Raw genomic sequence first — 22,336 nt, 5'->3', positions numbered from 1 at the left:
GCGCATTAATCACGCCAGAACGAGTCATTTACTATTGATGATTCGTAGAAATCTAATTTATACTACGGTATAAATTGATTCTGGGGTGGATGTCCGCCGCAGTTACGGTAAAAACAATTCCCATGTAGGGAGTACGCGCTTTGGTCTCGCCCGCCAACCAAGACGATGGTGTTGGAGTAACCGACACCGACATTGATCAGGTACTTGATGACCGCTCGGAAGGGGATTCTGACGCGGTCAAAAATGATTCTGGGTCTGGCTCTTCGGGCGAAGGCAATCCGCAATCCGCAGCAACGCAGGTCTTCACCAACATTCAGAATGTCATCGGCAGTGCTTACGACGATGTTCTGGTGGGCGATGGTGGCGACAACACCCTGGTTGGCGGCGAAGGCGACGACATTCTCGAATCGGGCGAGGGTGAGGATGTTGTTACCGGCGGTGATGGGCGCGATACTTTTGTGCTCAAAAGCGGGTTTGAGCAAACCACGATTACCGATTTCAACGTTAACGAAGACGAATTGGCGCTGAGCGATCTTGGCGTTGATAGTGTCAGCGAGCTGATGGCGCTGGTCGACGAGGATGCGGCGGGCAACGCGTTCATCGTCTTTTCAACCGGCGACAAGGTCGTTTTCGAAGGCGTTTCGAAGGCAGAGCTTGCCAATGTAACGCTGGTTGACGTTCCGCAAATCAACGAAGTGTCTGTCGCGTCCGAGGGCGGGGATTCGTCTTCGGCTGCGGGTGAAGCCAATGTCATCGAAGGCGGCGAAGGTGATGACACCATCGTTGGTTCTGATGGTGATGATGTCATTTCATCGGGCGGCGGAACGGACAACATTGATGGCGGTGCGGGTGAAGATACCCTGTCATTCGATGGGGCTTCAGATGGCGTGCGCGCTGATATTTCGCAGGGATCCTCGACGGATGCCACTGGCGCAAATCGTACTTCCTTTGAAAATATTGAAAACCTGCGCGGCACATCAGGCAATGATGTTCTGACCGGCGACTCGGGCGACAACAGCCTTTCTGGCGGCGACGGTGATGATACCTTTGCTGTCAGTGACGGATCGGACGTTATTGACGGTGGTGCTGGCGAAAACACCCTTGATTACAGCGGGTCTGATCAGGGTGTTGAAGTCAATCTCGACTCCGGTGCCGGTCGCACCAGTAGTGCCGAGGATGCATCTGCGCAAAGTGATTCCGGTTCGACAACTGATGACTCTGCAGGCAGCGACACGACAGGTGATTCTGGCGCGGCCGAAACGGAAACCGGCACGACGGATTCTGATGCGACGACCGGTGAAACGTCGGGGACCGACACTACGGGTGCCTCGGACAGCGAAACTAGCGGTCAAACAGACAGCAGCAGTGGCAGCGACGCAACGGGTTCCGGTGAAACCACTTCCGGTGATTCTGGAACCGACAGCGGCTCAACAGGCTCATCTGAAACTGCGGAAGATAGCGCCGCAGGTGACACCACTTCTGGTGGCGCGGACGACACCACCAACAGCGGCGACACCGGCGATGCTGGCTCTGAGACCGAAACTGGCACCGGCACCGGCACGGGATCCGGTGATGCAACCGGGACCGATGAGACCAGTGGGCAGACAGATGGTTCGGATGGTGAAACCACCGGTGCGTCGAACGGTACGGACAGCACCAGCGATGAAACTGCATCCGGATCGGAATCCACCGGTGAATCCGGTTCTGACGCCACTTCTGGCGGTGAAGAAACATCAGGAACCGAGGGTGGTGGCACCGTAACCGGTTCTGAGACCGAAACCGATACGGGTGCGGAAAGCGGATCGGAATCGACTTCCGGAAGCGAAACCACCGGCGGTGATGCTACTGGTGGCGAGACCACGGGCGGCAGCGGTTCTGACAGCACGTCGGGTGCCAGCGGTGAAGATACCCTTGGTACAGGTGATCCGGCTTCCGACACATCCGGTGGCGATGCTGAGGCCGGCGGAACAGATACTGGCAGCACCGACACCAGTGAAACCGACGGCGAAGCCTCCGGGCAGCCGGTAGACAGTACGTCTGGTGACGAGACGACCGCTGGTGAAACTTCCGGTGCGGGCGGTACAGGCACTTCTGGTGCGGAAACTGGCGGTGAAGAGACGTCTTCGGGCGACACGGCCTCGGGTGAAAGCGGCGCAGAAACCACCGGTGAAGCAGGTGGTACAGAAACCCAGACGGGTGAAACCAGCCAGACCGAAGAAGAAAACACGACGTCCGGTGCCCAGGCTGGTGCCGGGACCGGTTCGGATACGACCACGTCTTCGGAAAGTGAACAGACGACTGGCGAAGCCACTGATGAAACGACCGCGGAAACCGGTGGTGACACATCCGGTGAAGGGTCGACAGATTCCGGTTCGCAAACCACCGATTCTGGTAGTGAAACAACATCCGGCTCTGATGCCGGCAGCGCGGACGCCTCCGGCGAAGACGCCACGGCTGACAGCGAAACCGATGCGGGTGCAGAAGCTGGCGCCTCTGCTGGTGAAACGACCGGGGATTCTTCCGGCGAAACCACCGCAGGCGATGACGCGACGGATTCGAACGCGACCGGCGAAGGCGATGCTGAAACCGGGTCTGGCGTAACCGATGCCGATGATGGTGACGCAACTGCGTACGACAATACCCCGACTGCCGGTGCCGATGTGGTGCAGGGCGGCGATGACGCTGACGTTCTGGGTGGTGGTGCAGGTGATGACACCCTTCAGGGCAATGGCGGCGATGACACGCTGGAAGGCAACTTTGGCAACGATCTGTTGCAGGGTGGTGCCGGTAATGACGTTCTGCGTGGTGAAAACGGTCAGGATATCCTGCAGGGCGGTGACGGCAGCGACAGCCTGTTTGGCGGCGCCGATGATGACGTTTTGCAGGGCGGTGCCGACGACGATCTTCTGGTTGGCGGTGACGGCAATGACGTCATGGCTGGCGGATCGGGTGACGATTTCATGCGTGGTGGTCAGGGTGATGACCACATTCAGGGCGGTAGCGGCATTGATACTGCCAGCTATAGCGACGCAGAAAGCGGTGTTACGGTCGACCTGTCCAATGAAACTGCGACAGGTGGTGCTGGTAACGACGTCGTCCAGATGGTCGAAAACGTTATCGGCTCCGACTATGACGATTATATTACCGGCGATGATGCCGATAACGTTCTTGAAGGTGGGGCTGGCATTGACACCCTGACCGGTGGTGCGGGCGATGACACCCTGACCGGTGGCGCGGGCGATGATGATTTCGAGCTGACCGAGAATTTCGGCAACGATACGATTACCGATTTTACCGGTTCAGAAGACATTGTTGATCTGTCGAAGCTTGGCATTCAGGACTTTGCAACCCTGCAAACCATGATGTCCGATGACGGTAACGGCAATACTGTTATCGATTTCGGTGACCAAGGCACCCTGACCCTTGAAGGTGTTAGCAGCGATAGCTTGACGGCGGATGATTTCCGTGGTTTTGGCCGCATCTTTGAAAGCGAAGATGACGATGTCGGTACCGGGACTTCCGGCAACGACGCAGTTTATGGCTATGGCGGCAACGACACCCTTGATGGTGGCGATGGCGATGACGTTGTTTCGGGTGGCTATGGCGACGATACGGTTTCCGGCGGTGCTGGTAACGATACCCTGCGCGGTCAGGAAGGCATTGATACGGTTGATTATTCCGGCGCCAATGGCGGTGTTCAGGTCGATCTTGAAGCCGGAACAGCGACGGGCGCCGATGGCGACGATGTGCTTGATCGCATCGAAAATGCGACGGGTTCGGGCTATGACGACGAACTTTACGGCGACGATGGCGTCAATGTCCTGAGTGGCGGCGCCGGAGATGACACGCTTGTCGGGCGCGGTGGGAATGACACCCTTGATGGCGGTGCCGGCGATGACCTGTTCCTCGGTGAAGATGGCAATGACACAATCATCGGCGGCGAAGGCAGTGACACCCTTGATCTGAGTGCGCGCGAGACAGCACAGGATGTCAATCTTGCCAGCGGAACGGCCCGTGATGCAGAGATCGGCGAAAACGACAGTCTAGACAGCATCGAGAACGTCGTTACCGGCGCCGGCAACGATACTGTTGTTGGCTCCGATGGTGAGAATACCATTTCAACCGGTGCGGGCGATGATGTCGTTCGTGGCATTGGCTCTGGCGATACCGTTGATGGTGGCGAGGGCAATGACACGGTCGGATTTGGCAACGAAACCGGCCTGAATGTCGATCTGCAGGATGGCGCTGCCACCATGGATTCCGGCACGACCCGGATTTCCAACTTTGAAAATGTGGTTGGCACAACGAACAGCGATGTCATTGCTGGTGACGATGGTGCCAATACGCTGTCTGGCATGGGTGGTGACGATACCATTTCCGGCGGTGGCGGCGATGATGTTCTGTCGGGTGGTGACGGTAACGATACGGTTGATTACACCGATGTTGATGGCGGCGTTACGGTTGACCTTGCCGGGGGCACGGCGACCGGCGATGGCAATGATACGATTTCCGGCTTTGAAAACGTTGTTACGGGTTCTGGCGACGATGTCGTTTATACAAACGATGACGTTAACATCGTGGATACCGGCGCAGGTGATGACACTGTTTATGGTAGTGCAGGTGACGATACCCTGGTCGGCGGTGATGGCAACGATACGCTAAGTTACAATTCCGATGCAGATGGCCTCGGTGCAGGTGTTACCGTCGACCTTGAGGCAGGTACCGTCAGCGGCAATAACTTTACCGATACGATTTCCGGCTTCGAGCAGGTCGAGGGAACCGCAACTGACGACATCATGCTGGGCAGCAGTAGTGATGACGTCTTCATGGGTGGTGACGGCAATGACACTATTGATGGTCGTGCCGGGGACGACACGCTGAGTGGTGGATCAGGGGCCGATACCTTTGTTGTCACGCCCGAGAGCGGCAATGATCTTGTAACCGATTTCAACCCGATCAATGACATCATTGATATTCAGGGTATTGACGGGCTTGAGCTGTTCTCTGATATCGCTGATTTTATTGGTGAAGATGCAGCAGGTAATGCGACGATCACGGTTGGTGATGCGGTCATTACCCTTGAAAATGTTGATCCCGATAGCCTGACCTATGCCAACTTCAAAGGTATTCGTTCGCTCGAAGGTACCGAAGACAAGGACATCCTTACCGGCACAGACCGCAGCGACGTGATCACGGCGAAAGGCGGTGATGACAAGGTTTCAGGTGGCGCAGGCAACGATACGATTGATGGCGGCGATGGTAATGACGTCATTACGGGTGGCACAGGCGCCGATACCATCACTGGCGGTGCCGGTGATGACAATATCAGCGGTGGTGACGGTAGTGATGACCTTGATGGCGGCGATGGTAACGATACGCTGAACTATCAGGGAACCACGGGCGGTGTTGACGTGGATCTTGAATCCGGTCAGGCAGACGCCGCAAATGGCACCGACACGATTGCGAACTTTGAAAACGTTATCGGCTCGTCCTATGACGATACTCTGACCGGTGATGACAATGCCAATACCCTTAACGGTGGCGTTGGCAATGATGTTCTTGATGGCCGTGGCGGCGATGATGTGCTCAAGGGTGGCGCGGGTGAAGATACCCTGGCCGGTGGCGCAGGAGACGATACGTTCGACGGTGGTATCGGCTCAGATACTGTTACATACCAAGACGCATCAGGTGGTGTAACCGTTGACCTTTCATCTGGCACGGCATCAGGTGCGGACGGCAACGACACGCTGGAATCTATCGAAAACGTTGTTGGCTCCGACCATGATGATGTCCTGACCGGGTCCTCGTCAGACAACACCATCGAAGGTGGTGCAGGTGACGATACCATTGATGCTGGCGCAGGTCAGGATCTGGTGTCGGGTGGCGAAGGTGCGGATACCTTTGTCTTTAGCACCCTCACCGATGCCACCGTGATCACGGATTTCGATCCTTCGGAAGACAAGATTGATCTTGTCGGCTTCAATATTCCGAACTTTGAAGCTCTCAAGACAATGCTCAGCACCGATGATGATGGCAATGCGGTCATCACCATCAATGACAACACCATGACGCTGAATGGTGTCTCTCCTGATGACCTGACCGCAGACAACTTCGTTGATCTTGAGTCCCTAGGTGCGACAGAGGACGACGATACACTGCAGGGATCGTCGTCAGCGGAGATCATTGATGGTCTTGCCGGTAACGACATCATTCACGGCGGTGCAGGCGACGACACCATTTCGGGTAACGATGGTGATGACACCATTACCGGCGGTGTTGGCCACGATGTTATCGACGGCGGTGCAGGTGAAGATACTGTTGATTATACCACGGGCAGTGGGATCACGGTCGACCTCGAAGCCGGTACAGGTGGTGTCGGCGGTGAAGACACCCTTATTGACATCGAAAATGTCGTCGGTTCCAACCAGGATGATGTAATCGCGGGCGACAGTGGTGCCAATACGCTGCTTGGCGGCGGTGGGAATGACACGATCGCAGGCGGTGCCGGTGATGACGCGATCCTTGGCGGTGCCGGCGACGATACGCTGACCGGTGGGTCGGGTAACGATGCACTCGTCGGCGGTGACGGCACCGATACGGCTGACTACAGCGATGCAGATGGTTCGGTAAACGTTGATCTTGGTCAGGGCACAGCAAGTGGTGCTGCCGGCAATGATACTCTTGAGAGCATCGAAAGTGTTCAGGGGTCTGATCACGACGACACCCTGACTGGTGATGATGCCGATAACACCCTTTCCGGGGGTGCTGGCGACGACATCCTTGATGGCGGTGCCGGCGACGACCTTCTGGTCGGTGGTGCTGGTAATGACACCATTGAGGGCGGGGCAGGCAGTGACACTGTCAGCTATGAGGGTGAAGGTGCTGTTTCCATTGATCTTTCCGAAGGAACGGCAACCGGTGCAGATGGCATCGATAGCATCACTGGCGTTGAAAACGTTATTGGTTCCGAAGAGGCCGATACCATTACCGGTGATGATGGCGACAACGTCATCAATGCAGGTGCCGGTTCGGATAACATTACCGGCGGTGCAGGCGACGATACCCTGACCGGTGGAACCGGTGCGGATGTCTTTGTTGTCGGGCCGGATGACGGTGCTGACACCATAACCGACTTTGCTGTTGGTGAAGACCAGATTGATATCAGTGCCCTTGGTGTTGATACCTATGGCGAACTGTATGAAATGATGTCCGACAACGAAAATGGTGACCTCGTCATCGATTTCGGTGAAGGCACATCAATGGTTCTCGAGGGTGTCAGCAAGGATGACATTACTGCTGACAACTTCATTGGGGTTCGCGACATTGTCGGGACGTCAGGTGATGACATCATGTCGGGTACCGACGGTCAGGACACCATGTCGGGCCTGGATGGCAACGACACGATCGATGGTCTTGAAGGCAATGACAGCATCTTTGGTGGTGCTGGTGACGACACGCTGATCGGGGGCGAAGGCAATGATACCCTTGATGGCGGCGAAGGTGTCGATACAGTCGATTATTCCGATGAGACTGGCGACATCAGGGTCAATCTTGAAACAGGCACGGCAAACACTGAAAGTGGTACTGACCGCATCCGCAATGTTGAAAACGTTGTGGCGGGTGCAGGCAATGATGCGCTGACCGGTTCGGACGGTGACAACATTCTTCAAGGTGGCGAGGGCGATGATATCCTTGAGGGCCTTGGTGGCGATGACACCCTTTCGGGTGGCGAAGGCAATGACACAGCAAGTTACGCCAATGCCGACGGCGGCGTGAATGTTGACCTCGCCGCGCAAACTGCAACTGGTGCGGCGGGTGAAGATGCCCTCGAAAACATCGAAAACATCACCGGTTCGGCCCATGCGGATACACTGGCTGGCGATGACGGGAATAATACCATTGACGCCGGGTCGGGTAGCGACAGTCTGATTGCAAGCGGCGGTGATGACGTGCTGCGTGGTGGCGCAGGCATCGATACTGCCGACTATGGCAATGCGACAGGCGGCATCACGGCCGACCTTGGCGCAGGCACTGTCACGGGACTTGGCAACGATCAGATTGACGGTATCGAAAATCTGAGTGGATCGGACTATGACGACACCATTGCCGGTGATCAGTCTGCCAACGTTCTGTCGGGTGAAGATGGCGATGACATCCTGTCGGGCGGTGGCGGCAATGACACACTGCTGGGTGGTGCGGGTGACGATACCCTGAATGGCGGATCGGGCAGTGACCTGATTGATGGCGGCGATGGCATTGATACCGTTGACTATTCTGGCGCGGAAGACGGCGTTACCCTTGATCTTGGAACTGGCAAAACGGACTCGGCAACCGGTGACACGGTTCTGAATGTCGAAAATGCCATCGGTTCGGGGCTGGATGATACGATTACCGGTTCGGATGCGGACAACACCATTCTGACTGGTGCCGGCGACGATACCATCAACGGCAGTGCTGGCGACGATGTCATTGATGGTGGTGCCGGGCAGGACGTTGTTGATTACAGCAACAGTGAAACCGGTGTTGATGTCGACCTTGAAGCCGGCTCGACTGACAAGGCCGACGGTACGGATCTGTTGAGCAACATCGAAGATGTGATCGGCTCGGATGCCAATGACAGCATCGGTGGTTCGGATGCAGCCAACACCCTGTCGGGCGGAGCTGGTGACGATACGATTGATGGCCGCGCTGGCGATGACGTAATTTCCGGTGGTGAGGGTGATGACACCCTGTTGGGTGGTGAGGGGACCGATACCCTTGATTATTCCGAGGCAACCGGGGCGCAGAACATTGATCTTGCTGCCGGGACCGCAACCGGTGCCGATGGCAACGATACCCTTTCCGGTTTCGAAAATGTCACCGGTACAGAATATGACGACACCATCACCGGTAACGAAGCCGATAACGTAATCGATGGCGGTGCCGGGAACGACATGCTGACCGGCGGTGCCGGCAATGACGTTCTGGACGGCGGCAAAGGGGATGACAGCTTTGTCGGTGAACTGGGCGATGACACCTATGTTGGTGGTGCTGGTGCCGACACTCTTGATTATTCTGATGCGGCATCGGGTCTTGATATCAATCTGGAAACCAATACCGCCTCTGGCGAAGACACAGGCACAGATACCTTTAGCGGTATCGAACAGATCATTGCATCCGACCATGATGATGTAATCACCGGTGGTGGTAGCAACGATACCGTTCTTGCTGGCGACGGCGACGACATCGTCACCGGCGGTGGTGGTGACGACGTGATCGAAGGTGGCGCTGGTAACGATACCATTTCTGGTGGTGCGGGCATTGATAACCTTGATGGTGGCGAAGGCGAAGATACCGTCTCGTTCGCTGGCGAATCAGGTGTATCGGTCGACCTGCAGACAGGTGTGACCAGTACCGGCGATACGATTTCGAACTTCGAAAACGTTTCTGGTTCTGCCAATGCAGACACCCTGCGCGGCGATAGTGGTCGCAACACGCTTTCGGGTGAGGCCGGCGATGACATCCTTGATGGGCGTGCAGGTGATGACGTTCTTCTGGGTGGCGCTGGCAATGACACACTGCGCGGCGGTGCAGGTAGCGACACCATCGATGGTGGCGCGGGTGAAGATACCCTTGATCTGTCCGACCTTGCCAGTGATCAGACCGTTGATTTCACCAACGGAACAGCCACCGATGGCACCGATACCGATACCTTTACCAATATTGAAAATGTCACGACCGGTGACGGTGATGACCTGATCATTGGCGATGACACGGGCAACGTGATTGATGCCGGTAACGGTGACAACACCGTCAATGCTGGTGAAGGCAATGACGTCATCACCACCGGCGAAGGTGCCGACATCGTCGATGGCGGTGCAGGCGATGATATTATCGCGACCGGCGATGGCGCCGATACTATTACGGGCGGCGAAGGCAACGACGTCATTTCGTCGGGCAGCGGTGATGACCTTGTCGAAGGTGGTGCTGGCAACGACACCATTTCCGCCGGTGCGGGTTCCGATACGCTTGATGGTGGTGCGGGGAATGACACCCTTCTGTCGGGCGAGGGCGATGACCATCTGATCGGTGGCGAAGGTGTCGATACTGCAAGTTATATCGACTCCGAGGCCGCGGTCACGGTTGATACAAGCAACAACACCGTTTCGGGCACAGCAACCGGTACCGATACCCTTGAAGGCATCGAGGCCATCCGTGGTTCCGAGTTCAGCGATACCTTTATCGGTGGCGGACAGAGCGACACCTTTATCGGTGGCGCAGGCGACGACACCTTTGATGCCGGTGCGGGCAATGATACGCTGACCCTGGGCCAAGGCGCCGATCAGGTGGTCTTCAATCCGGGTGACGGCAAAGACACGGTCACTGATTTCAATCCTGCGGTCGATACCATCGACCTTACCAGCTTCAATATTGCCGGTTATGGCGCGCTCGAAAACATGTTCGGGACGGATGCCAATGGCGATCTGACGATCACGTTTGACAGCGGCGATACCGTCACGCTTCAGGGCGTTACCCCGTCAGAGCTGACTGCAGATAACTTCGTTGGTGTTGATGTCCGCCTTGGATCTGAGAACACCGATGAAATGATCGGCGGCAGTGGCGATGACATCATCAACGCGCTTGGTGGCGATGACACGGTCGACGGTGGTGCGGGTAATGACCGCCTGATCGGTGGCGAAGGCAACGATACACTTGACGGCGGAACTGGCGATGACACGCTGGTTGGCAATGCCGGATCGGATGTTTTGCGTGGCGGTGATGGCAACGATACCGCCGACTACTCGACCGAGAGTTCCGGCATTGCTGCCGATCTTGCGGCGGGCACGGTCACCGGCGGTGACGGCGATGATGTCCTTGAAGGCATCGAAAACGTCACCGGTACCCTGTTTGACGATACCCTGTCGGGCAATGACGAAAACAACACCCTGACCGGCCTTGCCGGTGACGACACCTTTGTCGGTGGCGCGGGCGATGATGTGCTTGATGGCGGCGAAGGTTCCGATACCGCCGACTACAGCAGTGCGGATCAGGGCGTTGATGTCGATCTGGGGGCGGGCACCGCAACCGGTCAGGGCAATGATACGCTGGTCGATATCGAAGACGTTGTTGGTTCTGATTACAACGACCAGATCGTCGGTGATGAAAACGACAACACGATTTCCGGCGGTGCTGGCGGCGACGCGATTGATGGCGGTGCCGGTGCTGATGTGATCGATGGCGGCGAAGGCATTGACGAAATCAGCGGTGGTGCAGGCGACGACATCATCGATGGTGGTGCCGGTGGCGATATCCTTCTGGGTGAAGCTGGCGATGACACCCTCTCTGGCGGCGAAGGCGACGATATTGTCGAAGGCGGCGCTGGCAGCGACTGGGTCTTTGGCGATGCCGGGGATGACATCCTTGATGGCGGCGATGGCGAAGACGACATCGACACCGTCGATTATTCCAACATGGATTCCGGTGTCACGGTCGATCTGGTCAAGGAATATGCGACGGGTGGCGGTGGCGACGATATCGTTCGGAATTTCGAACGCGTCATTGGTACCGACTACACCGATACCCTTGTTGGCAGCGACGGGGTCAACACCCTTGATGGCGGATCGGGTGACGATACCCTGGTCGGTGGTGCAGGCGATGACGTCCTGATCACTGGCGAAGGCGAAGATCTGATCGTGCTTGCGCCGGGTGGCGGACATGATACTGCGACCGACTTTGACGTCGAAAAAGACATCATCGATCTGTCTGCCTATGGCATCGAGGATTATGCCAACCTTCGTGACCAGATGGCCGATGATGAAAACGGCAATGCGGTCATCACCCTTGGCGATGGCGACAGCATCACCCTTGAAGGTGTCTCGGTCGATGATCTTGGTCAGAAAAACTTCTTTGGCTATGACGCCATCTTTGGCACCGAGTTCGAAGATGACATCACCGGTAGCCAGATCAGTGACGAAATCCATGCCCTTGAAAGCGATGACATCGTCGACGGTCAGGCTGGCGATGACGACATCTATGGCGACGAGGGCAATGACACGCTGATCGGTGGCGCAGGTGACGATACCCTGCGCGGTGGCGATGGTAGTGATACCGCCGATTATTCCGACACATCTGAAGGTGTCACCGTTGATCTGGGTGCTGGCTCCGCGACGGGTGAGGCTGGCAACGATACCCTTGAAAGCATCGAAAACGTCACCGGTGGTGATGGCGATGATGTTCTGATCGGCGATGAAAACGCCAACATCCTGGATGGCGGCGAAGGCAATGACACCGTCTTTGGCAATGGCGGCGATGACACGCTGATCGGCGGCGAGGGCGAAGACATTCTGTCTTATGAAGACGCCGAAAGTGGTGTGAATGCCGACCTTGATGCCGGTACTGCGACCGGTGGTGCAGGCAATGACAGCATTGACGGTTTTGAAACCCTGATCGGCTCCGATCATGATGACACGCTTGCTGGTGGTGAGACTGACAATGTCATTGATGGCGGTGCCGGGAATGACACGCTTTCGGGCGGTGCGGGTAACGACACCCTGATCGGCGGCGAAGGCGACGATATCGTCGATTATTCCGACCAGACCGATGGTGTGGTTGTCGATCTTGAAAACGGCACCGGTACCGCGACCAATGGCACCGATACCCTTGACGGTATCGAAGGTGCGACCGGTGGTGTGGGTGATGACACGCTGACCGGGTCGACCGGTGACAACATCCTTTCTGGTGGTGCGGGTGACGATACACTTTCGGGCGGTGCGGGCAATGATACGCTTGCCGGTGGCGAAGGTGCCGACCTGATTGATGGCGGTGCTGGTGATGACGTTCTGTCGTTTGAAGGTGACAATGTTGCCGCAGATGGGGACACCACCGACCATGTCGGCAGCCCAACCACCGACGGGACTGGCGAAGTTGCCGATATCTCGGGCAAGAACCTGTCTGATGACAGTTTCGTTGGCGGCGAAGGCAATGACACGCTGGTTGCCGGTTCCGGTGACGATGCGATCATTCTTGATCGCGATCATGAAAACGGTGCGGCCAACCCGTCCATCGTTGATATCGAAAACATCGATGCTGGCGACGGCAACGACGTCGTCGACCTGACCAGCAACAGCTATTCCTATGGCGATGTCACGGTTGATGGCGGTGCGGGCGATGACACCATCTGGGCAAATGATGGTAGTGACGTCCTGTTGGGCGGCGAAGGTGCCGACAACATCAATGGCGGTGCCGGGAACGACACCCTTGATGGCGGTGCAGGTGACGACGTCCTGGATGGCGGCGAAGGTTCTGACACCATTGACGGTGGTGTTGGCAATGACACCATCGCAGCCGGTGCTGGCGACGATATTCTGATCGGTGGTGACGGCGATGACACGCTTGATCTGTCGAGCGCCGATGGCGCGACCATTGATCTTGGCGCAGGCACCGCAAGCAGCGGTGAAACCGGCAGTGACAGCATTTCGGGCTTTGAAAATGTCATCGCGACCGATGGTGATGACACCATTGCCGGATCGTCTGGCAACAACACGATTGATGCCGGTGCGGGCAATGACACCGTTTCCCTTGATGGTGGCGACGACGATATCGATGGCGGCGACGGTATTGATACCCTTGATCTGTCTGACACTACGGGTGGTGTGAATGTCGATCTTGCGGCCGGCACGGCAAGTGGTGCCAACACCGGATCGGACACCATTGCGAACTTCGAGAATGTAACCGGCTCGGATAGCGCTGACGTCATTACCGGTTCCGATGATGCCAACATCATTGACGGTGGTGCAGGCAACGACACCCTTGATGGTGGTGCGGGTGATGATGTTCTGTCTGGCGGTGCCGGTGATGACACCATTGCGGCAGGTGCCGGCAACGACACGCTTTCGGGTGGTGACGGTGCGGATACGTTTGTCTTCGAAGACGGCACGGATGCCGACCTTGTTACCGATTTCGACCTGACTTCTGACGCAATTTCACTTCCGGATCTGGGCATCTCGGCCTGGACCGATCTGCAACCCTTGCTGTCTGACGGCCCAGACGGCGCGGTTATTACCCTGCCAGCTGGCGGTACGGTGACCCTGTCGGGTGTGGCTGTGGGCGATCTGACCCCGGATCACTTCACTGGTATCGACAATGTCGGCACGCCGGGTGAAGACACCCTTGGCGGTGGCGACGGCGACGATTCGGTTGATGGCGGCGGCGGCAATGACAGCGTCGATGGCGGCGACGGCAACGATACCGTTGACGGTGGTGACGGTGATGATTCCGTTGGCGGCGGCAGTGGAAACGATTCTGTCGGTGGCGGCAGTGGCAATGACACGGTCGACGGTGGCGATGGTGACGACTCTGTCGACGGTGGTGATGGAAATGACTCCGTTGGTGGTGGCAGCGGCAATGACTCTGTCGGCGGCGGCGGCGGTAATGACACGGTCGATGGCGGTGACGGTGACGACACCGTTGACGGCGGCGATGGTGACGACTCCGTTGGCGGCGGATCAGGCAATGACACCGTTATTGGCGGTGGCGGCAATGATACGCTCGGCGGTGGCGAAGGATCTGACACCCTTGATGGTGGTGACGGTAACGACGTTCTTCAGTTCGAAGCGGACCGTGTTGGCCAAGCCGGTGATGAAACCGACCATGCCGGTAGCCCGGGTGTCGATGGCACCGGCGATGTTGCCGACCTTGAGGGCCTTGGTCTAAGCGATGATCAGTTCGATGGCGGCGAAGGTGTCGATACCCTTGTCGGTACGTCAGCTGGCGATGCGATCATTCTTGATAACGATCATGCCGATGGATCGAATGCACCGTCTATTTCCGGTGTCGAAGTCATCGACACGGGAGCCGGCGACGATGTTGTCGATCTGACCAGCCAGACGGATTCCTATGGCGATGTTTCGGTTGATGCCGGAACGGGTGACGACACCGTCTGGACCAACGAAGGCAATGACAGCATCAGCGGTGGTGATGGCAATGACCACATCAATGCCGGTGCAGGAAATGACATCGTTGATGCCGGTGCGGGCAATGACACAGTGGTCGGCAGTGCTGGCAACGATACCCTTTCGGGTGGTGACGGCTTTGACACGCTTGATATGTCCGATGTCGACGCGGATGTCGCGGTCAATCTGCAGGATGGCACAGCCAACGGCAGCGAAACCGGTGCTGATGTTATTTCCGGCTTTGAAAATGTGGTTACGGGTGCCGGTGATGACACCGTTACCGGCAGCAGTGCTGATGACACCATTTCCACTGGCGACGGTGCCGATACCATTGATGGTGGCGACGGTATCGATCTGATCGATGGCGGTGCGGGCAACGACGTCATTTCCGATGGCGCGGGCAGTGATCTTGCGCGGGCCGGTGCCGGTGACGATACGGTCATCGCCGGTGCAGGCAATGACAGCCTTGATGGTGGCGACGGCACTGATACCCTGAATATGTCGAACGCATCGAGTGGTGCGGTTGTCGACCTTGGTGCGGGGACGGCAAGTTCGGCCGAAACTGGCAATGATCAGGTTTCGAACTTTGAAAATGTCACAGGCGGTGCCGGTGATGACCAGCTTACCGGATCGAACGGCGATAACGTTATCGGCGGCGGTGCCGGGGATGACACTATTGACGGTGGCGCGGGTGATGACACGGTTGCCGGTGGTGCCGGTGCGGATACCTTCATCTTTGCCGATGGCACCGATGATGATGTCGTAAGCGACTTCACTCCTGGCGAAGACAAAATCTCGATTGATGATCTTGGCCTTGAAAGCTGGGGTGATCTGGTTCCGCTTCTAAGTGAGAACGGCGACGGTAACGCGGTCCTGACCCTGCCGGCTGGCGGTACGGTGACCTTCGTCAATGTTGCTCTCAGCGACCTGAGTGCGGATGATTTCAACAACATCACTGATGGTGCGACCCCGTATGACGACACTCTGGAAGGGACCGATGATGATGACACCATCGATGCCCTTGCCGGTGACGATACGGTTGCCGGTGGTGCGGGTGATGACACCCTGCTTGGCAATGACGGTGCCGACACCCTTGACGGTGGTACGGGCAGTGACAGCCTTGATGGCGGTGCTGGCAACGATACGCTGACCGGTGGTGAAGGCGACGACGCGCTGTCGGGTGGTGCTGACAATGACGAACTCAGCGGCGGTGCCGGTGACGACACCCTTGATGGCGGTGCAGGCGACGACGTTCTGAACTTCGAAGCAGACGGCACAGCCACCAGCGGTGATACCACCGAAAACACCGGTAGCCCGGGCGTTGATGGTACGGGTGATGTTGCCGATATCAGCGGCAAGAACATCTCTGATGACACCTTCATCGGTGGCGAGGGGAATGACACCCTTGATATGTCCGATGGTGAGGACGCGCTGGTTCTCGATGGTTCGAAACTGGGCGATGGTCAGACGACGACGCCAACGACCGAAACGCGCACCCTTGGCCTGACAGAGTCGGCAAGTTCTGCAGATGTCCAGGCGGCCTGGTCGGATGCCAACCTGTATGCCTTTGATTTTGGTACGTCCTATATTGATGGCGATGGCAAGCTGAACCTTGCCGCGGCGGATGACACCGTCAACTTCGACGGCAATGGTATCGGCAATGACGGCGGCACGACAGCCGGTGGTCAGATCAACCACGATGCGCAGTCCGGCGAAAGCGAAGCCATTGTTGTCGATCTTGGTTCGGATGCCTCCACGGCCACGGTTCAGGTTTCCAACCTGATGGCCGGTGAAGGCGGCGGCGAGATCGGTTCCTGGCAGGCCTTTGATGCCGACGGCAACCTTGTTGCATCCGGCACGCTTGATGACAGCACGATTGATTACACCAGCAACGGTGTCGGCACGGCGTCCATCAATGCCACCGATGGCAGTGGCAACCCGATTGAGTTCCGTTATATCGCGTTCGAAAGCGAACCCTATGCAGACGGTTCTTCCGGTTCTGACAGCAGTGACTTCTTTGTCCGCTCGATCAGCTTCGACACCACGGTTGATGAAGCCACGACCGATGGCGCACGCCTTGACGGGGTTGAGGTCATCAATGCCGGTGCCGGCGATGACGTGGTCGATCTGACCAGCGACACGATTTCGTATGGCGATGTCACCATCAATGGTGGTGCGGGTGCCGATACCCTGTGGGGTAACGAAGGCAACGACACCATCAACGGCGAACTTGGTGATGACAACCTGCATGGTGGTGCGGGCAACGATTATGTCGATGGCAGCTACGGCGATGATATTGTCGAAGGCGGTGCTGGCGATGACACGCTGCAGGGCGGTATCGGTGACGATACCCTGCGCGGTGGCGAAGGCAACGACATCATTGTCGGTGGTGCCGACAATGATACCGTCACATATGACGATGCATCTGCCGGTGTTGACGTTGATCTGGCGAACTACTCTGCAACGGGTGGTGCCGGGAATGATTCGATCTATCATGTCGAAAACGTTGTCGGTTCGGACCATGACGACACGATTTCCGGCGATGCCAAATCCAACATCCTTGACGGTGGTGCCGGTGACGACACGCTGTCCGGTGGTGCAGGCAATGATACCCTTGCTGGCGGCGACGGTACCGATACTGCCGATTACAGCGATGCAAGCGGTGCGGTAAATGCCGACCTTGCAACCGGTACGGCAAAAGTCGGTGCGAGTGAAACCGACAAGCTTTCAAGCATCGAGAACCTGATTGGTTCGGATGGCAACGATACGCTCAGCGGTTCGGACGATAACAACACCCTGGCCGGTGGCCTGGGCAACGATATCCTTTCGGGCCGCGCTGGCGATGACGTACTTGAAGGCGGTGCCGGTGACGACACCCTGGATGGCGGCGAAGGCAATGACACCATCAATGGTGGTGACGGCAGCGACATGATTGATGCCGGTGCCGGCGCTGACATCGTTGATGGTGGTACGGGCAATGATACCGTCATGGCCGGTGCGGGTGATGATACTCTGGCCGGTGGTGAAGGCGACGATACCCTTGATCTTTCCGAAGCCACCAGTGGTGCGACCATTGATCTTGCGGCCGGTACGGCAAGCAGTTCTGAAACCGGCAATGACACCATTTCCGGCTTTGAAAATGTGATTGGCAGTGCGGCGGCAGATACCATTACCGGTGACGCAGCCAACAACACGATTGCTTCGGGCGATGGTGCGGACGTCATTGACGATGGCGCGGGCAACGACGTTGTCGATGCCGGTGCGGGTGACGATACCCTGATGGCAGCGGCAGGCGACGACACCCTTGATGGTGGTGACGGCGAAGATACGCTTGATATGTCTGCCGCAGACGGTGCGACGGTGGATCTTTCGGCTGGTAGCGCGACCTCGGCTAAAACCGGGACGGATGCGATCAGCAACATCGAAAACGTCATCGGTTCGGATGGCGACGATGTCCTGACCGGGTCAAGCGGTGACAACACCCTGCTGGGTGGTGCCGGTGATGACACCATCGAAGGTGGTGCTGGCGGCGACTACCTTGATGGTGGTGATGGCCGTGACACCATCAGTTACGAAGGATCCGACGAAGGCGTTGAAATCTTCCTTGGTGACACCGACGCCCATACCCACAATCCGGGTGAAGGCGGACGTGCCTTTGGCGGTGATGCGGTCGGCGATATTCTTGCCAACTTCGAAAAGGTCATCGCATCCGCCCATGACGACTATGTCTATGGCAACAGCCAGGACAACGAAGTTGATCTGGGTGCAGGCAATGACACCTTTGACAATGTCGAAGCCGACATCAGCGAAGACACCGTCGATGGTGGTGAAGGCAATGACACGATCTGGACCGGCGATGGTGCCGATACCCTGATCGGTGGCGAAGGCAACGATACGCTGCATGGCGAACGCGGTGATGACTACCTTGATGGTGGTGCGGGCAATGACAAGCTGTATGGCGGTCATGGCAACGACACCCTTGATGGTGGCGAAGGCGACGATGAAATCCACACCGGATCTGGTGCGGACGTTGTGCAGGTCACTAGCCTGATCGGCGACAAGGTCGTTACAGACTTCAACACCAGCGAAGATCAGATCTCGCTTGATGCGCTTGATATCAGCACCTGGTCGGAACTGGCCCCGCTTCTGTCCGAAGTGAATGGCAACACGGTCATTGATCTTGGTGATCAGGGATCTGTCACGCTGCGCGGTGTGCGCCTGAATGATGTGTCTTCCGATATGTTCATCGGCATCGAAAATGACGGTGGCGCGACCCCGTTTGACGATGTCCTGCTGGGCACCAGCGAAGATGACTATATTGATGCGCTGGCTGGTGATGACACCGTCGATGGTGGTGCCGGTAATGACACCATCAACGGCATGGAAGGCAATGACAGCCTGTCGGGTGGTGATGGCGACGATACCATCACGGGCGGCAGTGGCGACGATGTCATTTCCGGTGGTTCAGGCAATGACAGCCTCGAAGGCAATGAAGGCAATGATGTCATCGAGGGTAATGCCGGTGACGATAGCCTGATCGGCCATGCCGGGAACGACGTCATGGATGGCGGCGGCGGCGATGATTACATCGACGGCATGGACGGTGACGACACCATCTCCGGTGGCGATGACACCGATACCATTTACGGTTCCGCGGGCAGTGACTCGCTTGACGGCGAAGGCGGTGACGACGTTCTGTATGGCGGCGATGACAATGACAGCATCGCCGGTGGTGCGGGCAATGACCTTCTGTCTGGTGATGGCGGTGACGACACCCTTGATGGTGGTATCGGCAATGACACGCTTTTGGGCGGTGACGGTGCCGATACGCTCAGCGGTGGTGACGGTGATGACGTCCTGTCGGGTGGCAATGGCAACGATCTGATGGATGGTGGTGCCGGGAACGACACCCTGACCGGAACCGATGGTGCGGATACCCTTCTTGGTGGAACGGGTAACGATACACTTGATGGCGGTGCGGGTGATGACACCTATACCGGTGGTTCCGGCGCGGACGAGATCATTGTTTCCAACAATGCGGGCAACAAGGTTGTTACCGACTTCAACGTCAACGAAGACAAGATCAATCTGGCGTCGCTCGACATTGATGACTGGGATGATCTGCAAGACCAGATGACGCAGGTCGGCAATGACACCGTGATTGACCTCAATGGTCAGGGCACGCTGACCCTGGTTGGCGTCTCGCTGAGCCAGCTCAATGCTGACATGTTCGTCGGTGTCGATCAGTCCACAAGCGGGCCGACCCCGTATGATGATCTGCTTTATGGCACCAGCAACAACGACACGATTGCTGCCCTGTCGGGTGATGACACCGTCTATGGCCTGAATGGTCAGGACACCATCACGGGCATGGATGGCAATGACAGCCTGTATGGCGGTGATGGTGACGACACGCTGTCGGGTGATGCGGGCAATGACCTGATCGAAGGCGGCAGTGGTCAGGACAGCATCACCGGCGGTACCGGTAACGATACCCTTGATGGTGGGTCGGGTGACGACCGCGTTTGGGGTGGTGAAGGTGCTGATACCATCACCGGTGGTCAGGGTCAGGACAAGCTGTATGGCGAAGCTGGCAACGACACCATCAATGGTGGTACGGGCGATGACAGCATCCTTGGTGGTGACGGTAACGACGTTATTGATGGCGGTGAAAATAACGACCGTCTCTATGGCGGCGAAGGCGATGACACCATCGAAGGCGGCAATGGCGACGACAAACTGTATGGCGATGCCGGCAATGACACCATGATGGGCGGTGCCGGTCATGACAGCTTGGTTGGTGGTGCCGGTCGTGATACCGCAAGCTATGCCAACTCGACCACAGCAGTCGCCGCAAGCCTTGAAAGTGGCACGGCTACCAGCAGCAATGGCAATGACACGCTAAGCTCGATCGAAGACCTGATTGGTTCGGACTTCAACGATTACCTGTTCGGTGACGATGGTGCGAACCTCCTGTCGGGTCTTGATGGCAATGACATCCTTGGCGGTGACGACGGGGATGACACCATCTGGGGTGGCGATGGCAATGACAGCATCAATGGCGGCAAGGGTTCAGACCTGATTGATGCCGGTGCTGGCGACGATTACATCGAATACCAGAAAGATGCGAACTGGACCGGCAGTTATGCCGCGAAGAACGTTGGCGATCCGGGCATGGATGGCACCAACGAACAGATCAATCTTTCGGGGTACAACCGTTCCGAAGACATCATTGATGGTGGTTCGGGCACCGATACGCTGGCCATGACCAGTGGTAACGATGCCCTGTTCCTTGACGATACCCAAACCGATCCGGGCACCAGCCCGCGCATCTCCAACATCGAAGTCATTGATGCTGGCAATGGGGATGACATCATCGACCTGACCAGTGACACGCTGTCTTATGGTGATGTCACGATCCTGGGCGGTACCGGCGATGACATCGTCTGGAGCAACGCGGGCGATGACGTGATCAACGGCGGTGATGGCAACGATACCCTGTGGGGTGGATCGGGTGCTGACACGATCACCGGTGGTGCTGGGGAAGATGTCCTCAATGGCGGTGCGGGCGATGATGTCCTGCAATATAACGCCGATGGAGTATGGGATAGCAGCTGGTACGCACTGAATGATGGTTCCCCGAGCGAGGATGGTCATCAGCACGATAACGGCTGGGGACACCATAACCACAACGGCAATGGCTGGGGCCATGACGATGGTGGCGACGAAGGTACCGGCGAATACGTCAATCTGGATGGCTACAACCAGTCCAATGATGTCTTCATCGGTGGCGATGGTGTCGATACCTTGCAGATGACCAGCGGCAATGACGCATTGTTCATCCGTGACAGTGTCAGTGATGACCATGACGATGTCCGCATCAGCGGGATCGAGGTGATCGAAGCCGGCGACGGTGATGACATCATCGACCTGACCAGCGATGTCGAAAGCTATGGCGATGTCACCCTTGATGGTGGGTCCGGCAACGATACGCTTTGGGGTAATGCCGGTGATGATCTGCTGCTCGGCGGTTCAGGCAATGACCATCTCTATGGCAGTGCCGGTGACGATACGCTGACGGGTGGCACTGGCTGGGATACGTTCCAGATCGGTAAAACCGATGGTCATGACATCATTACCGACTTCACGCCGGGCGAAGACATCATTGATCTGTCTGAATGGAGCTACAACAACTTCAACCAGATCAAAAATGACATGCATGTCGATACCGACGGCAATGTCGTCATCGAACTTGGCAATGATGCATCTGTCACCCTGATGGGTGTTGATGATCCGGATGATCTGGATGCTGATGACTTTGGCTTTGGTACTTGATCAGGGCCCAAAGAGTTGATCGAATAAAAACGGGCGGCCACACTGGCCGCCCGTTCTGTTTTTGTGTTTAT

General features: G+C 57.2%; 1 protein-coding gene. It reads left to right on the top strand.

The genetic code is table 11. From position 1 onward, the window contains the following. Nucleotides 1–140 precede the first annotated feature (140 nt). A complete protein-coding gene (locus AUQ43_RS13535) occupies nucleotides 141–22,265 on the top strand; it encodes a hypothetical protein (protein WP_062956758.1) in 22,125 nt (7,374 codons plus the stop codon). Nucleotides 22,266–22,336: the final 71 nt, after the last annotated feature.

Source organism: Thalassospira sp. MCCC 1A01148, assembly GCF_001613795.1.
Lineage (GTDB): Bacteria > Pseudomonadota > Alphaproteobacteria > Rhodospirillales > Thalassospiraceae > Thalassospira.
Note: the sequence above shows the minus strand (reverse complement) of the source record. Positions and strands in the feature narration are given on the sequence as shown.